At 70.7% G+C, this 14,597-nt stretch carries 15 protein-coding genes; 6 read left to right on the forward strand and 9 right to left on the reverse strand.

What is annotated here, in order from left to right:
- A partial coding sequence (locus AB0I94_RS40865) for an aminotransferase class I/II-fold pyridoxal phosphate-dependent enzyme (protein WP_363314896.1) occupies positions 1 to 1,348 on the reverse strand: 1,348 nt, incomplete at its 3' end.
- A gap of 35 nt (positions 1,349 to 1,383) precedes the next feature.
- Here AB0I94_RS40865 and AB0I94_RS40870 point away from each other — a divergent pair.
- Both AB0I94_RS40870 and AB0I94_RS40875 read left to right on the forward strand, forming a co-directional pair.
- Entirely contained in the window at positions 1,384 to 2,094 is a 711-nt protein-coding gene (locus AB0I94_RS40870; protein WP_363314897.1) for a pyridoxamine 5'-phosphate oxidase family protein, read from the forward strand.
- Positions 2,094 to 2,729: an FMN-binding negative transcriptional regulator gene (locus tag AB0I94_RS40875; protein WP_363314898.1), complete on the forward strand. Its 636-nt coding sequence runs from the start codon at positions 2,094 to 2,096 to the stop codon at positions 2,727 to 2,729. The genes AB0I94_RS40870 and AB0I94_RS40875 overlap by 1 nt, the downstream gene beginning before the upstream one ends.
- A gap of 117 nt (positions 2,730 to 2,846) precedes the next feature.
- Here AB0I94_RS40875 and AB0I94_RS40880 read toward each other — a convergent pair whose 3' ends face one another.
- The 3 genes from AB0I94_RS40880 to AB0I94_RS40890 form a co-directional block, all read right to left on the reverse strand.
- On the reverse strand, positions 2,847 to 3,809 hold the full coding sequence (locus AB0I94_RS40880) for a DMT family transporter (protein ID WP_363314899.1): 963 nt from the start codon (positions 3,807 to 3,809) through the stop codon (positions 2,847 to 2,849).
- Positions 3,810 to 3,969: 160 nt separating this feature from the next.
- Positions 3,970 to 4,986: an EamA family transporter gene (locus AB0I94_RS40885; protein ID WP_363314900.1), complete on the reverse strand. Its 1,017-nt coding sequence runs from the start codon at positions 4,984 to 4,986 to the stop codon at positions 3,970 to 3,972.
- A 52-nt stretch (positions 4,987 to 5,038) separates the two neighbouring features.
- Entirely contained in the window at positions 5,039 to 5,629 is a 591-nt protein-coding gene (locus AB0I94_RS40890) for a Clp protease N-terminal domain-containing protein (protein WP_363314901.1), read from the reverse strand.
- A gap of 197 nt (positions 5,630 to 5,826) precedes the next feature.
- Between AB0I94_RS40890 and AB0I94_RS40895 the strand changes: the two genes are divergently transcribed.
- Entirely contained in the window at positions 5,827 to 6,015 is a 189-nt protein-coding gene (locus AB0I94_RS40895) for a hypothetical protein (protein WP_363314902.1), read from the forward strand.
- Between the two features lie 46 nt (positions 6,016 to 6,061).
- Here the strand turns inward: AB0I94_RS40895 and AB0I94_RS40900 are convergent, their stop codons facing one another.
- Positions 6,062 to 6,841 carry a putative protein N(5)-glutamine methyltransferase gene (locus tag AB0I94_RS40900; RefSeq protein ID WP_363314903.1) on the reverse strand — a complete coding sequence of 260 codons (780 nt, stop codon included), beginning with the start codon at positions 6,839 to 6,841 and terminating at the stop codon, positions 6,062 to 6,064.
- Between the two features lie 339 nt (positions 6,842 to 7,180).
- On the opposite strand from AB0I94_RS40900, the gene AB0I94_RS40905 reads away from it, so the two are divergent.
- Entirely contained in the window at positions 7,181 to 7,609 is a 429-nt protein-coding gene (locus AB0I94_RS40905; protein ID WP_363314904.1) for an SRPBCC family protein, read from the forward strand.
- A 110-nt stretch (positions 7,610 to 7,719) separates the two neighbouring features.
- On the opposite strand, the gene AB0I94_RS40910 is transcribed toward AB0I94_RS40905, so the two are convergent.
- Together AB0I94_RS40910 and AB0I94_RS40915 are read right to left on the reverse strand one after the other, a co-directional pair.
- Entirely contained in the window at positions 7,720 to 8,331 is a 612-nt protein-coding gene (locus tag AB0I94_RS40910; protein WP_363314905.1) for a PadR family transcriptional regulator, read from the reverse strand.
- Positions 8,332 to 8,463: 132 nt separating this feature from the next.
- Positions 8,464 to 8,829 (reverse strand): hypothetical protein, encoded by a 366-nt coding sequence (locus AB0I94_RS40915; RefSeq protein WP_363314906.1) that lies wholly within the window; start codon positions 8,827 to 8,829, stop codon positions 8,464 to 8,466.
- Between the two features lie 165 nt (positions 8,830 to 8,994).
- Here AB0I94_RS40915 and AB0I94_RS40920 point away from each other — a divergent pair, with 165 nt between their 5' ends.
- Complete coding sequence (locus AB0I94_RS40920; protein ID WP_363314907.1) at positions 8,995 to 9,816, forward strand: PhzF family phenazine biosynthesis protein; 822 nt, start codon at positions 8,995 to 8,997, stop codon at positions 9,814 to 9,816.
- A 129-nt stretch (positions 9,817 to 9,945) separates the two neighbouring features.
- Here the strand turns inward: AB0I94_RS40920 and AB0I94_RS40925 are convergent, their stop codons facing one another.
- A complete protein-coding gene (locus AB0I94_RS40925) occupies positions 9,946 to 10,746 on the reverse strand; it encodes a type II CAAX endopeptidase family protein (RefSeq protein WP_363314908.1) in 801 nt (266 codons plus the stop codon).
- Positions 10,747 to 10,912: 166 nt separating this feature from the next.
- On the opposite strand from AB0I94_RS40925, the gene AB0I94_RS40930 reads away from it, so the two are divergent.
- A complete protein-coding gene (locus AB0I94_RS40930) occupies positions 10,913 to 12,685 on the forward strand; it encodes a substrate-binding and VWA domain-containing protein (protein ID WP_363314909.1) in 1,773 nt (590 codons plus the stop codon).
- A 15-nt stretch (positions 12,686 to 12,700) separates the two neighbouring features.
- Here AB0I94_RS40930 and AB0I94_RS40935 read toward each other — a convergent pair whose 3' ends face one another.
- Complete coding sequence (locus tag AB0I94_RS40935; RefSeq protein ID WP_363314910.1) at positions 12,701 to 14,218, reverse strand: glutamate--cysteine ligase; 1,518 nt, start codon at positions 14,216 to 14,218, stop codon at positions 12,701 to 12,703.
- Between the last annotated feature and the right edge of the window lie 379 nt (positions 14,219 to 14,597).

Consider the following 14,597-nt stretch of genomic DNA (forward strand, 5'->3'; position numbering starts at 1 on the left):
GCACGCTTATCCCCCCACAGTCGGCCGGCGGGGGGGGGGGGGGCGGGGGGGGGCCCCCCCCGCCCCCCCCCACCGCTTCGATGTCCTCGTCCCCGAGCGTCGACACCGTGATCCGCACCCCGGGCCGCGCGCCCATCCGGAAGCGGGCCCCCGGAGCGACGGCCCACCCCGCGTGCAGCAGCCTGGCGACCGCGCCGGTCTCGTCCGGCACGGGCACCCACACGTTCATGCCGCTGCGTCCGTGCGCCGTGACACCCCGCCGGGCCAGTGCGGTGATCAGGGCATCACGCCGCCTTCCGTACGAGGCGGCCACCTCGCCCGTGTCCACGGCCCCCTCCGTCCACAGCCGCACGACGGCGCGCTGTGTGATGCGGCTGACCCACCCGGGGCCGAGCCGCTGGCGCCCTTGGACGCGATCGACGGTGACGGCGTCTCCGGTGAGCAGGGCGAGGCGCAGGTCGGGGCCGTAGGCCTTGGCCGTGGAGCGGACGAAGACCCAGCTGTGGGTCACGCCCGCCAGCGGGTGCAGCGGCAGATCGACGATGGCATGGCCGTGGTCGTCCTCGACGAGCAGCACGTCCTTGTGCGCGGCAAGGACTTTTCGCAGCGCACGCGCGCGTGGGGCGCTGATCGCGGCGCCCGTCGGGTTCTGGGCCCGGTCGGTGACGATGAGCGCCCGGGCTCCCCCGCGCAGAGCTTTCTCCGCTTCGGCGGGCAGCGGCCCCTCGTCGTCGACACCCACCGGAACCGTCCGCAGACCGAGCACCGGCATCAGATCGAGCAGACTGCCCCAGCCGGGGTCCTCGACCGCCACCGCGTCACCGGGCTTGAGATGAGCGGCCAGCACACGCTCGATGGCGTCGAGGGATCCTGAGGTGACGGCGACGGGACCGTCCGGCACACCGTCCTCGTCGAGGGCCACGCGCGCGTGGCGGGCCATTTCGGGGTCCACGGCCTCCTCCCCGTACAGCACGGGACGCCTGTCGCCCTCCGCGGCTGCCGCGGCGAACGCCTCGGCGAGCGACGGCAGCAGAGCCGTGTCCGGATTGCCGTTCGACACGTCACGCACACCGGCCGGCACGTCCACCCGGATCAGCTCACGCGCCGACGTCGCGGGCTTGGGGCGTACGCGGCTGCCGCGCCGCCCCGCCGTCTCGATGACGCCGCGTTCGCGCAGCGTGCGGTAGGCGGCCGCCACCGTATTGGGATTCACTCCGAGCCGCTCCGCCAACTCGCGCATCGGCGGGAGGAGTTGACCCGGCTCCAGGTCACCGCCGCCCACCGCGCGCTCCACGCTGGCCGCGATCTCGGCTGCGCGCCGGCCTTCGATCCGATACTCTCCTAGCACAAACGACATTATGCACTAGTGCAATGGAGAAGGCAATGAGCGTCGCATCCGAGCCCGGCATCGAGACCGCCACCGACACCGCCTCGTACGCGCCCACCGATCTCACCGTTCCCACCCGCGGCCGTGACCGCGCCGCGTACGACCAGGAACTGGTGCACGCGATACTCGACGAGGCGTACGTCTGCCACCTCGGCTTCGTGCGTGACGGGGCTCCGGTCGTCCTGCCGACGCTGTACGGCCGGGTGGGCGAACGCCTTTACGTACACGGCTCGACGGGTTCCCGGCCGCTGCGGATGGCGGCCGACGGCCGACAGCAGGAGGAGGACGCGGGCCTCGCCGTCTGCCTGACCGTCACCCACGTCGACGGCCTTGTCCTTGCCAGGTCGGCCTTCCACCACTCGATCAATTACCGCTCCGTGGTGATCCACGGCACCGCCCACCAGGTCACGGACCCCGAGGAGAAGCGCGCCGCCCTCGACGCGCTCGTCGACCACGTCGTGCCGGGCCGCTCCGCCGACTCCCGCCCGGCGAACGCGAAGGAGCTCGCGGCGACCGCCGTGCTCAGCCTCGACCTCGCCGCGGTCTCCGCCAAGGTGCGTACCGGCGGCCCGAACGACGACCCCGAGGACCTCGGCCTCCCGTACTGGGCCGGTGTCGTCCCGCTCCGCAAGGGCCACGATCCGCTGGTCCCGGCGGCCGACCTGGCCCCCGGCATCGACGTTCCCGACTACCTGATCGAACTGTGATGCTGATCCATCCCTGGGACGCGGCACGCTCCGACGCCGAGTGGCAGCAGTGGCTCGCGGGCCACGACTTCGGGCAGCTCGCCGTGAACGGCCTGCCCGGAGAGCCCCCGCACGTACAGCCCGCGCACTTCGCCTTCGAAGCCGGCCACGGCCCGCTCGGCAGGGTCATCACCCACCTGGCGCGCCCCAACCCGCTGTGGCCGGCGCTCGAAGCCGATCCCGAAGTACTGCTCAGCGTGGTGGACGACTACGTATACGTGCCGGGCCCCTGGCAGGCGCCCACGGGCACCCCGCCCGAGCACGGCGTGCCGACCAGTTTCTACGCAGCCGTCCAACTCCGCTGCACCGCCCGCGTCGTGGACGACCCGGAGGAGAAGGCCGAGCTCCTCAACCGCCAGGTCGCCCACTTCCAGCCGGAGGGCGGATCGGCCCCGGCCGCGGTGGGCGAGGCACCCTTCGGCCGCATGCTCTCCGGGATCCGCGCCCTGTGCCTCGAAGTGACCGACGTACGGGCGAAGTTCAAGTACGCGAGTCACAAGCCGCAGGACGTCCAGGACCGCATCGCCGCGGGTCTCACAGAACGCGATGGTCCACGCGACACGGCAGCGCGCACACACCAGCTACGCCGCCGGTGAACGTCCCGCGAGGTGTGCGGGGAACCGCGCGACCAGCCCCCGCCGGGCCCCGCGATCAAGACAGCGTTCGCGGGGGCCCGGCCGCACAGGCCGCGCCCCCGCCCCCCGCGAGCTGATTCACACCGGCTCGGGCACCAGAACCGTCCCCCGCCGCGCGGCGACCGTCTCCGCGACCGCGAGGCCGGTGACCGCGGCCAGCATCAGCAGGGTGCCGAGCACCGTCGAGACGGTCAGTTCCTCGCCGAGCAGCACCACGGCGATGACCGCGGCGCTCAGTGGTTCGAGGAGCGTGATCACGGAGACGGTCGCGGACCGGATGACGGCGGCGCCCGCGAAGTACAGGGCGTAGGCGACCGCCGTCGGGATCACCGCGATGTACAGCAGGTACAGGCCCATCCGCGCCGGTTCCGCGGTGTGCGGGACCAGGCCCTCCACCGCGGCGAGCGGCAGGAGGCAGACGGACACCACGGCGAACGACCAGACCGTCGTGTCGGACGAGTCGGTGCCGCCGTTCCGCCCCCACCACCGCGTGAGCAGCGTCATCGTGGCGTAGGCGGCCGCCGAGAGCAGCCCCCACCCGACGCCCGCCGGACGGACGCTCGCGCCCCCGCCGCCGAGGACGAGCACCACGAGCCCGGCAAGGGCCCCGGCCACGGCGACGACACCGCCACGACCGAGCATCTCCCCCATGGTCAACCGGGCCCCGAGAGCGATGAGTACGGGCCCGGCGCCCATCGTGACCACCGTGCCGACCGCGAGTCCGGTCGACTCGACGGCCGCGAAGTAGGCGGTCTGGAACACGGCGAGGGTTACGCCGGTCACCACGATCCGCGGCAGCCTGCGCCGCATCGGGGCGTTCGCGACGGCGTCGGCGGACCGTCGGCGCGAGCGCACCAGACGGACGGCGAACAGCAGCACGAAGCCGCCCGCGCAGCGCCAGAAGGACAGGCTGACCGGTCCCATGTCGCTGGCGCCGAAGACCAGCGCGGCGGCGGCACCGGCGGTGCCCCAGGCCGTACCGGCGACGATCAGATAGAAGAGGCCTCGTCCGACGGACAGGCCGGAGACAGCAGTCGACACATTCGACACGTGAGTTCTCCGCAGAAAGAAAAGAAGGTCCCTGGCTCCGTCTGCGGGCAGCGTCGTTCACCCGGCCGACGGCCGGGTGTGATCCGGGAGTGCCCGCGCCTATGCGGCCGGGGGCGGAAGAACGAGCGCGCGTGAATGCATGATCAACACCCTAGACGGCGGTACCGGTCGACGACAACCGCTCTTCCGGCTCCGGCAGACCGCCCGCGGCCGGCCCCCCACGGGGCTTGGTGGGCGTGGACGACTGGGCGATGAGCGCCCCCGCGAGCACCACGGCGCCCCCGATGATCTGCGGCGCCGACAGGTGTTCGCCCAGCATGACCCAGGCGAGCACGGTGGCGATGACCGCTTCCAGACAGGCCACGACGCCCGCCACCTGCGGCGAGAGCCGACGCACCGAGAGCACGCCGGTGACGTACGCCACGACGGTCGCGATGAGCACGATCCAGGCGATGAGCGCCCACGCGGGCACGGCCGTGCCGTCCATGTCCGCGTTCCCGGCGAGCACCGACCAGTCCATGCCCCAGGGGCGCGCCACGACGGTCAGCACCACGGCACCGATCAGCAGCCCGTACGCGATGACGCCGAGCGGGTCGGGGGCGTCGTCGCCCGCGTCGCTGCCCTGATCGGACAGGACGAAGTAGCCGACCTGGCAGCACGCGGCGCCCAGCGCGAGGAGCAGCCCCACGGCGTCGAAGCTCAGCCCGGCCCACACCTCGACGACGCAGGCGAGCCCGCCGACCGCGAGCACCACGCCCACCGCGGCCGCGCGCGTCACGGGCCGCCGCTGCACGAAACGCACCCAGCCGAGCACGAGCGCGGGCGCGAGGTATTCGACAAGCAGCGCGACACCGACGGGGATGCGGGAGATCGCCGCGAAGTAGCAGGCCTGGACACCGGCCACGGCGAGCAGGCCGAAGCCGAGCAGCAGCGCGGGCCTGCGGAGCAGCAGCCCGCGGTGGCGCCAGGCGACCGGCAGCATCACGAGAGCGGCGCCCGCCACCCGCAGCCACACGACGTGGAGCGGGTCGAGGCCCGCCTCGATCAGCGGCTTGGCCGCGACGCCCGAGCCGCCGAAGGCGACCGCCGATCCCAGGGCGAGCCCCAGGCCGACACCTCTCGCCCGGCTCGGCCCCGAGCCGTTCCTTTTCCCCTGAGACGCTTGCACCGGCACATCATGGCAGGAGGTGTCATGAGCGTCACCCCCGATAGACCCTGTCTCAATCGGCGGACGTCTCCGCGTACGGATCGGTGGAGACGTCGGCGGATGTCCCGGTGAACGGATCGCCCTCGATCCGCCGGAGGATCGCCTGCGGGTCGGCTCCGGACCGCCCCAGGACCTCGACCGCGCGGCATTCCGGATCGGCGACGAGCGCCACCAGGAGGTCGACGCCCAGAGCCCGCGGTGCACCACGGCGCTCGGCCCGCTCGACGGCCGCTTCCATGGCGGCACTCGCGGACGGCGACCAGCCCGTCTCCTTCACGGGGGCGGAAGGGCCCTGACGCACCATCGGCACAGCTCCGGAGTCCTCCACGGTCCCGCGCCACTGCAGCCCGTATCCGATGCTGCGCTGGACGAGATAACCGAGCAACCGCACCACCCGAGCCCCCTGGCCGAAGGCCGCCCGCACCTCGGGGTCGGTCTCCAGGAGGGAGTGCAGCAGATGCGCGGTGTCGATCTGACGGTCTCCGTCACGTACCGCGCGCCTGCGCGCGCCGGCCACCACGGACGCCAGCGCCGCGCTCAGTCGGGAGTCGGTCTCTGCTCGGATCGGGCCGGGCTCGGCGCCCTGCGGGGTACGGCTTTGCACATCTTCCACCCCATCAGCCCCCGAAGGCGGCGTCATCGGCGGCGGGAAGCATCTTCGCGTCCGACACAGGTTGGGTACGCATGAGCGGCTTCTCCTCCTTACGGATGAGATCTGGCTGTTCTCCCCCGAGGGGCGCGCGCCGCCTTGATCAGCGCCGGACACGCAACCACGCCGCACCGGTCACTCGTCTTTCAGGTATGGAGCGCAGGTGCTGGATGGTCGCGCTGCCGGCGGTCGACGGCAGGCAGTACGTGTACCGGGTGTACGCACCCGAAAACGCGCTGCCTGCCGACCTTTTCTGGGATGCCTGGCACTGCCACGACGAGAGCCCGTTCCCCAGAGCGTGCGATCTCTTCGACGCGGCGGTGATACGCAGGGTGGGCTGACGTCCGCCCGCCCCCGCGGTCCCGCGGGCTCACCAGCGTCTGCGGTCTACGCGGGCCGCGTCCCGATGACGACTGTCGCGTACCTCTCCTCGTCGCTCACCGACCGCGGCGCGAGTCCTCCGTCGGCGACCGCTTCGAGCGCGTACGGCACCTGCCGCTCGCTGGTCTCGAACAGCAGCCTGCCGCCGGGAGCCAGCCAGTCAGCCGCGTCCGCGGTCACCCGCCGCAGCACGTCGAGGCCGTCCGCTCCGCCGTCGAGCGCCACACGCGCCTCATGGACACGTGCCTCCGGCGGCAGCAGACCCACCTCTTCGGAGGGTACGTAGGGGACGTTCGCCAGCAGTACGCCGACACGGCCCCGGAGGGCGTCCGGCAACGGCTCGTAGAGGTCGCCCTCGTACACCCGTCCGCCCACGTCGGCGACGTTCCGCCGCGCGCAGCGCACGGCGGCGGGGTCGATGTCGGCCGCGTGCAGCTCGATCCCGTCGACCGCGGCGGCGAGCGCGGCACCGAGCGCCCCGGAGCCGCAGCACAGGTCGACGGCGACGGCGCCGGGCCCGGCAAGGGCGGCGGCCTGCTCCACGAGAAACTCGGTGCGCCTGCGCGGCACGAAGACGCCCATGTCCACGGCGATCCGCAGACCGCTGAACTCCGCCCAGCCAAGTACGTGTTCGAGCGGCTGGCCGATGACGCGCCGCTCCACCATGGCGGCGAGTTCGTCGGGGTCGCGGGCGGCGCCGACGAGCAACTCCGCCTCGTCCTCGGCGAAGACGCAGCCGGCGGCGCGCAGCCTGGTGACGACGGCGGACGGGGTGAGGGACGTCATGGGTGATGAAGCGGGTGACGAAGGTGAAGCCGACATGCGAAGAGAAACCTTTCGGGACGCCTTGCGGGGCTCCCTCGGTCACCTATGCCGGGTGAACCGCGCGGTCGCGAAGGGGGAGCGCCCGACCTGCTGCTGCGGTAATGGGGCTCACCTCCTGAGTCCGTCTTCCCGCGTCCGTCGCGGGGATGGCCACAGTACCTGACCTGGTTCGGGGCAATGTCGCCGGAGCACCCACCAGATCTGACAGTCCATCAGTATTGAATGTTCCGGGCCCTGCGGCTACGTTCCGCGACACCGCAGCTGCGCCCCGCCGCAGCGCCCGAAGAGAAGGGTCGTCGCATGGCCGAAGTCAGCGCCGAAGCACGGATCGAGGCGCCCGCGGAGAAGGTCTGGGCCCAGCTCACCGACTTCTCCTCGTACGGCGAGTGGAACGCCACGCACACCGGTTTCCCGAAGGGTGCCCCCACCACGCTGGAGGAGGGCGGCACGTTCGCGGAGAACATGAAGTTGATGGGCTTCCCGGCCGAGGTCGACTGGACGATCGAGGAGCTGACGAGCGAGCGCGCCCTGGCGATCAAGGGCAAGGGCCCGATGGGCGTCACGGTCGCCACCCGCTACTCCCTCACACCTCTGGGGGACGCGACGAACGTACGCATAGACGGAGAGTTCACGGGCGCGGCGGTCTCCCTGATGGCGGGCAAACTCAAGGACTCGGCCACGGCCGCCCTGAACGAGTCACTGCGGAAGCTGGCGGGCTTGGTGACCTGAGGTGACCTGAGGCGCGCCTGCTCCCTTACTCCTCCGACACACGAAGAGGCGCCCCACACATGCGGTGCGGGGCGCCTCAACGGCAATGAGGGCCACCGGCCCCCACCGCCTCAGTCCTCATCGGCGAGGATCAGGTACAGCTTCTTGCGGGCGTCGTTGATGACCGTGAGAGCCTTCTCGCGCTGCTCCTTGCTGCCGGTCTTCCAGACCTGACCGAACGCCTCCATCAGACCGGAACCGGCCTGCCGGATCTCGCTCAGCGCCTCCCAGTCGACCCCGCGCCCGGCCTCTTCCCAAGGCGCGTCGGGACCTTCGTCGGCTGCGATGCGACCCGCGTCCGTGAGCGAGAAGAGCTTCTTGCCGCCCTCGCTCGCGCTGGTGATCAGCCCCTCGTCCTCCAGAAGCTGGAGGGTCGGGTAGACCGAACCGGGGCTGGGCTTCCACGCCCCGCCGCTGCGCTCGGCGATCTCCTGGATCATCTCGTAGCCGTGCATCGGCCGGTCCTTCAGGAGAGCCAGGATCGAAGCGCGTACGTCACCGCGCCTCGCCCTGCCCCGCGGACCGCCCCTGCCGCCGCGACCGCCCCAGGGGCCGCCGGGCCCACCGAAGCCGGGCCCGAAGGGGCCGAACGCGGCGCGCCGCCCTTCGAAACCGCCGCGGCCCTCGTGACCGGGGCCGCACTTTCCTCGTCCGTGCTCGTGTTCATAACCGTGGGAACGCATCGCCATCACTCCTCTAGATGTCATCGATCAACCGTGTAGTCGTTGATCAGTCGCGATGCGTCAACGATATATCGGGACTGTTCGTCTGGCAAGCCCCTTGCGGAGACCCACCGGGGAGGCCGTCCGAAACGGTCAGCTCATGTGCGCCTTGACGTGGTCGATCACCTCGTTGAACTCCTTCGTCGGCGAGAAGTCGACGTACTCGCAGTCCTCGAGCGCCTGCGGGGCGTGGCCGGGCGCCCAGTAGAAGGCCTCGCCGGCCTCGTAGATCTCGTCACCGGACGCCGTCCGCATCTTCAGCCGGCCCTTGAGCAGGTACCCCCAGTGGGGGCACTGGCACAGGCCGTCCGGCTGCCCCGTGAGAAGCGGCGCCATATCCGTGCCCTGCGGCAGCCGCGCGAACGCGACCGTCATGTCTCCTCCGACATCCCGCATGCGCAGCTCCACGCCGCCGCCCTCGATCGCGACAGGAGTGTCGTTCCGCGTCGTCGCCGTCATGGTTCCTCCTCATCGGGCCCGTTGGCCGGACCAGGGAATCCCCTCTCTTCCAGCCTGTGCCCGTCGAGAGTGGGACGCGAGGCGGGCTCAGCAGGCAGCCAATCGGGCCACTCACCCCCGATTGGCCTTGTCCCGTCCGCGCATTGGCCCGCTAGCGTCGTAGGCATGCCGATTTCTCACCGCATCCGCGTCGTCGACGCCTTCACCGACCGTCCCTTCTCGGGCAACCCCGCAGGCGTCCTCCTCCTCGACGCCTTCCCCGATGACGCCTGGCTGCAGAACGTGGCCAAGGAGGTCAATCACGCCGAGACCGCCTTCGCTCACCGCCTCCCCGCCGGCGCCGAAGCCGACTGGGCGCTCAGGTGGTTCACGCCCTCCACCGAGGTCGACCTCTGCGGCCACGCCACGCTCGCCACCGCCCACGTACTGCATGCCACCGGCTCCGCCGAAGGCCCCGTACGGTTCGCCACCCGCAGCGGCGTCCTGACCACGACCGCGCATGCGGACGGCACCGTCACCATGGACTTCCCGACCGCCCCGCTCACCCCGGCCGAGATCCCCGACGGCGTGGCGGAGGCACTCGGCGCCGAGCCTCTCGCGGTGTTCGACGCCGGGGCGAGCCTCGGTGACCTGCTGGTCGAGCTCGCCGACGAGAAGACGGTGCGCGCCCTCACCCCGGACCACAAGTCCCTCATCCGGCACTCCGAACGCGGCATCATCGCCACCGCACAGGCCGAAGACCCCACCGGCGAATACGACTTCGTCTCCCGCGGCTTCTTCCCGCGCGTCGGCATCGACGAGGACCCGGTGACCGGCAGCGCCCACACGGCCCTGGCCCCCTTCTGGTCCCAGCGCCTGGGCCGCACGGAGCTCACCGGCCTGCAGGCCTCGGCCCGCAGTGGCCTCGTCCGCACGGAGCTTCGCGGTGACCGCACCCTCCTGACCGGTCGCGCGGTCACCGTCATCGAGGGTGACCTGTACGCCTGACTCGCCGACGCACCTGAGCATCGCTGTGGGGACGTACGACCCGTCGTACGTCCCCACAGAAGCGCCCACCTTTACAGCGCCCACCTCTACAGAAGCGCCCGTCAGAACCGCCTGCCGGGCCACCTCCACCTAAGGCGTCGGCAGCCACCCCACCTTCCCCGCAAGCAGCGCGTACCCCACGAACGCGCCGATATCCAGCAGCGCATGCGCCACCACCAGCGGCCCGACCCGCCCCCACCGCCGGTACAGGAGCACGAAGACCACCCCCATCACCATGTTCCCGATGAACCCGCCGATGCCCTGATAGAGGTGGTACGAGCCGCGCAGCACCGAGCTCCCGACCAGCGCCGCCATCGGCGTCCACCCCAACTGCCCGAACCTGCGCAGCAGATAGCCGACGACGATCACTTCCTCGAGCACCGCGTTCTGCACCGCGGACAGCACGAGCACCGGGTACTTCCACCAGACGTCGGGCAGGTCCTCCGGCACCACCGTCAGGTTGAACCCGAGCCCCCGTGCCGCCAGATAGAACGCGATACCGGTACTGCCGATCACCGCGGCGATCGCCGCTCCACGCCCCAGGTCCGGCCAGGGCCGGCTCCGGTCGAAGCCGATCGTGCGCAGCCCGGCGCCCTCCCGGATCAGGAAGTGCGCGACCAGCGCCACCGGCACCAACGCCGTCGTGATTCCGAACAATTGCCACGCGAGATCAAGCCATGGCCGCCCCGGAGCGGCCGACGCATTCATGGTCGCTGCCTGGTCCTTGAGACCACCCGGTTTGGTGACCGATCCGACAAAGCTGATCAGCGCGGACACACCGCTCGCGCCCAGCGAGAGCGCCAGGACGAGCAGAGTCTCGTCCCGGAGGATCCGTCGCGATGGCCCCTCGTCGCGAAAAGAACCGGCCAACGGCCCGGACTCCGCTTGCACTCCGCCTCCAGTTGAGTAATCCCGCCTCATCCCCATCCCCGTCCCGCTAGGGTCTCGAAAGAAGTTACGAAGACCGTGCGCGACAGGCCGAGGGGGACGGACGCCGACTGCGGTCATGCCGCCCCCTCTTTCCTTGCTTCATCACTCAAGGAGGGGCACCACCGCCATGGGACGTCACAGCTTGCCCGATGAGTACGGGACCGACGCACCCGACCCTCGGCCACACACCCGCGGACGCACCGTGGCCATCGCGGCGGCACTCGTCCTGACGGTCGCGGCGGGCACGGCGGTCGCGGCCCGCAGCGACCTGCTGAGCTTCGGCGGTTCGTGCCACGACGACACGGTGGAACTGGACGTCGTCGCCGCCCCCGCCATCGCCCCCGCCCTGCGCGCGGCCGCCGACGACGCGCGCGAGAAGGAGGTCACGTCGGACGGGGCCTGCATCGACGTCCGGGTCACGGCCCGCGATTCGTACAAGGTCGCCGACGAACTGCGCACCGGCCAGGGCGATCCCGGCTACGACGTATGGGTGCCGGACTCCGAACTGTGGCTGCAGCGCGTCGGCCTGGGCGGCAAGCAGGACAGGGTCTCGCCCGCGGGGAACATAGCCTCGTCACCGGTTGGCATGGCCATGGTCCCCGCCGCCTCCGAGAATCTGGGCTGGCCCGAGAAGACCTACAGCTGGCCGGAGTTGACCGGCGCCGCGATGCAGGGCGACAAACTGCGGCTCGGCGCCGCCGATCCCGCGCGCAGCGCGACCGGCCTGCTGGCGCTCGCGAAGCTGAGCGCGTCGGCGAAGAAGTCGGGCGGCAAGGACGGCGACACCCAGGCCGCCGGAATGGCCAAGGCGCTGTCCGCACGCACGTCCGACAGCGACAGCCAGCTTCTCGACACCCTGGCCCGCGACTCCTCCGGCACCGAACAGGGCAACCCGCGACGCAACCAGGCGCTCATCCTCTCCGAACAGGCCGCGTTCAAGCACAACGCGTCGGCGGGCGAGGAGAACAGCCTGGACATGTTCTATCCGAAGGACGGCTCACCGCGACTGGACTACCCGTACACGCTGGTCCAGGAGGACGAGCTCTCCACGGACCAGAGCCGGGCGGCCCTGCGCTTCATGACCCTGTTCAGCGACGAGGAGGGCCGCGCGATCCTGGAGAAGCACGGCTTCAGGACCGGCGCCGAGGCCCCCTCGGAGAAGCTCGTCACGGCGGCCGGCGGCCGCACACCCCAGCCGTACGACGACGAGGCGATCGAGCCGCCCTCGGAGAAGGATCTCCAGGAGACGCTCGGCATGTGGACGATCACCGTCCAGAGCGCCCGGCTCAGCACGGTCGTCGATGTCTCGGACTCGATGGGCGAGTTGGTGCCGGGCCGGGGCCAGACCCGGATGGAGGTCACCAAGTCCTCGCTGCTCCAGGCGCTCGCGGGGTTCACCGACGAGGACGAGATCGGCCTCTGGGAGTTCGCCACCCTCCTGGACGGCGAGCGCGACTACCGCAAGCTCGTGCCCACCGAACGGCTCGGCGACCGCAAGGGCGACGGCACCCAGCGGGACAAGGTCTCGGAGGCCTTCAGCGACCTGGCGCCCATCCCGGGCGGCGCGACCGGCCTGTACGACACCACGCTCGCGGCGTACAAAGAGGCCACGTCCACCTACGCACGCGGCAAGTTCAACGCGCTCGTGGTGCTCACGGACGGCGCCAACCAGGACCCCGGCTCCCTCTCGCGCAGCAACCTCATCGCACAGTTGGAGAACCTCTCCGACCCCAAGCGCCCGGTGCCGCTCATCGCCATCGCGGTCGGCCCGAACGCCGACAAGGAAGAGGTCAAGCAGATCGCGGAGGCGACCGGCGGATCGGGCCATCAGGTCGACGACCCGGCGCAGATCCACGCGGTCATCCTCAAAGCCATCATGGAGGCGGGCAGCCACGGCTGAGCCCTCCGGTACGCCTCAGTTCAGGACCGCGGGTTCCGGCAGCCCCACGGGCCAGGTGTGCACCGGGTCGCCCGCGTGCATCAGCTCGGCGTAGCGCCGCGTGGTCGCGGCGAGCGCGGCCTCGCGTTCGAGCCCGGTCTCCAGGGCCTGGTGGTAGGTGGCAGCCTGCCAGGAGGCGCCGTTCACCCGGCGCCTGCACCGCTCCTCGATGACACCGAGATAGAAGTCCCGGTCGGCGGGCTCCACACCCCACGCGTCGAGCCCGGCCGCGGCAAGCGGCAACAGCTCGTCACGTACGAGAGCGACCGCGGGCACCTCCACGATCCCGCCCGACCGGCCGCGCCGCGGCCACCGCAGACGGGCCTCGATGCCGTCGCGGCACGCGGTGTCGAAGTTGCGGGCCGCGGCGTCGAAGGGCAGCCGTGTCCACACGGGCCTGGGCTCCTCGGCGAGGGCGCGTACGACGCCGTAGTAGAAGGCGGCATTGGCGATGACGTCGGTGACGGTGGGGCCCGCGGGCAGGACGCGGTTCTCCACCCGAAGGTGCGGGACGCCGCCCGCGATGCCGTAGACGGGGCGGTTCCAGCGGTACACGGTGCCGTTGTGCAGGACGAGTTCGCTGAGCTGCGGCACCCGGCCGCCGTCGAGCGCCTCCAGCGGGTCCTCGTCGTCCACGAGGGGCAGCAGCGCGGGAAAGTAGCGCAGGTTCTCCTCGAAGAGCTCGTACGCGTCGCTGATCCAGCGCTCGCCGAACCAGGTCCTCGGCCGCACGCCCTGTGCCTGGAGCTCGGGCGGGCGGGTGTCGGTCGACTGCAGGAACAGTGGCGGCCGCGACTCGCGCCACAGCTCACGCCCGAACAGGAACGGCGCGTTGGCGCCGACGGCGACCTGCGCGGCGGCGACGGCCTGGGCCGCGTTCCACACATCGGCGAACCTGCCCGGGGTGACCTGGAGGTGCAACTGCACCGAGGTGCACGCCGCTTCGGGCGCGATCGACGCGGACGTACAGGTGAGCCGCTCCACGCCCTGGATGTCCAGGACGAACTCCTCGCCGCGCGCGGCGACGATCTGGTCGTTGAGCAGCGCGTAGCGGTCGACGTCGGAAAGGTTTCCCGAGACCAGGTCGTGGTGTGCGAGTGTCGGCAGAATGCCGATCATCACGATTCCGGCGTTCACCTCGTTCGCTTTTCGGTGGGCATAGGCGAGGCCGGTGCGCAGTTCCTCGGCGAGACGGTCCAGAACGCGTCCGCCCAGTCGGTGCGGTGCGATATTGACTTCAAGATTGAACATTCCGAGTTCTGTCTGAAAGTCCCGGCTCGCGATCCGTTCAAGAACTTCAGCATTCAGCATTCTCGGCATGCCGTCGGGCCCCGCGAGATTCAGCTCGATCTCCACGCCCATCAGATTCTTCGGCCGGTCGAACCGCTCCTCGTCCAACAGCCTCCGCAGCCCCGTCAGACACTCTTTGAGCTTGTTCCTGTACCGGAGCCGCTCGGCCAGATCAAACGTTCTCGCTACGACCTTCTCTCCCATCGAAGCGTCCCCTCCTCGGATGGGCAGCCATTGATCCGGCCGCTGTGTCTCGGTGGATGATGCCCTGCAATGTGATCGATAACGCCCCGCACATGCCGCTGGCCCAGTACGCTCTACGCCAAGTCCGGGCGGCACATTCATCGGGCATGAGGTACGCCGGGGAATCCTCGCACCGACGCCTGGTGACAAACACCGACGAGAATCGGCCGACCGCTCCGGGGAAGGCAGCCGAGGTCAAACGTCCGGGCTCTTCCAGAATCGGGTTAAAGCCCGCAAACTGGCGACCTGATAACGCCTTGCAGGCAATATCAGGTACGGTTAGACGAAACACTGCCTGAACACGTGTCGTATAAACTCCGCGAACGAGGCAGAGAGTTGG

The sequence above is a fragment of the Streptomyces sp. NPDC050147 genome (assembly GCF_040660195.1).
Classification (GTDB): Bacteria; Actinomycetota; Actinomycetes; order Streptomycetales; family Streptomycetaceae; genus Streptomyces.

What these genes read in the sequence shown, in the direction of transcription:
- AB0I94_RS40870 (WP_363314897.1), top strand. Translation starts at nt 1,384, where the DNA reads ATGAGCGTCGCATCCGAGCCCGGCATCGAGACCGCCACCGACACCGCC.
- AB0I94_RS40930 (WP_363314909.1), top strand. Translation starts at nt 10,913, where the DNA reads ATGGGACGTCACAGCTTGCCCGATGAGTACGGGACCGACGCACCCGAC.
- AB0I94_RS40915 (WP_363314906.1), bottom strand. Translation starts at nt 8,829, where the DNA reads ATGACGGCGACGACGCGGAACGACACTCCTGTCGCGATCGAGGGCGGC.
- AB0I94_RS40895 (WP_363314902.1), top strand. Translation starts at nt 5,827, where the DNA reads ATGGAGCGCAGGTGCTGGATGGTCGCGCTGCCGGCGGTCGACGGCAGG.
- AB0I94_RS40905 (WP_363314904.1), top strand. Translation starts at nt 7,181, where the DNA reads ATGGCCGAAGTCAGCGCCGAAGCACGGATCGAGGCGCCCGCGGAGAAG.
- AB0I94_RS40935 (WP_363314910.1), bottom strand. Translation starts at nt 14,218, where the DNA reads ATGGGAGAGAAGGTCGTAGCGAGAACGTTTGATCTGGCCGAGCGGCTC.
- AB0I94_RS40900 (WP_363314903.1), bottom strand. Translation starts at nt 6,841, where the DNA reads ATGACGTCCCTCACCCCGTCCGCCGTCGTCACCAGGCTGCGCGCCGCC.
- AB0I94_RS40920 (WP_363314907.1), top strand. Translation starts at nt 8,995, where the DNA reads ATGCCGATTTCTCACCGCATCCGCGTCGTCGACGCCTTCACCGACCGT.
- AB0I94_RS40910 (WP_363314905.1), bottom strand. Translation starts at nt 8,331, where the DNA reads ATGCGTTCCCACGGTTATGAACACGAGCACGGACGAGGAAAGTGCGGC.
- AB0I94_RS40875 (WP_363314898.1), top strand. Translation starts at nt 2,094, where the DNA reads ATGCTGATCCATCCCTGGGACGCGGCACGCTCCGACGCCGAGTGGCAG.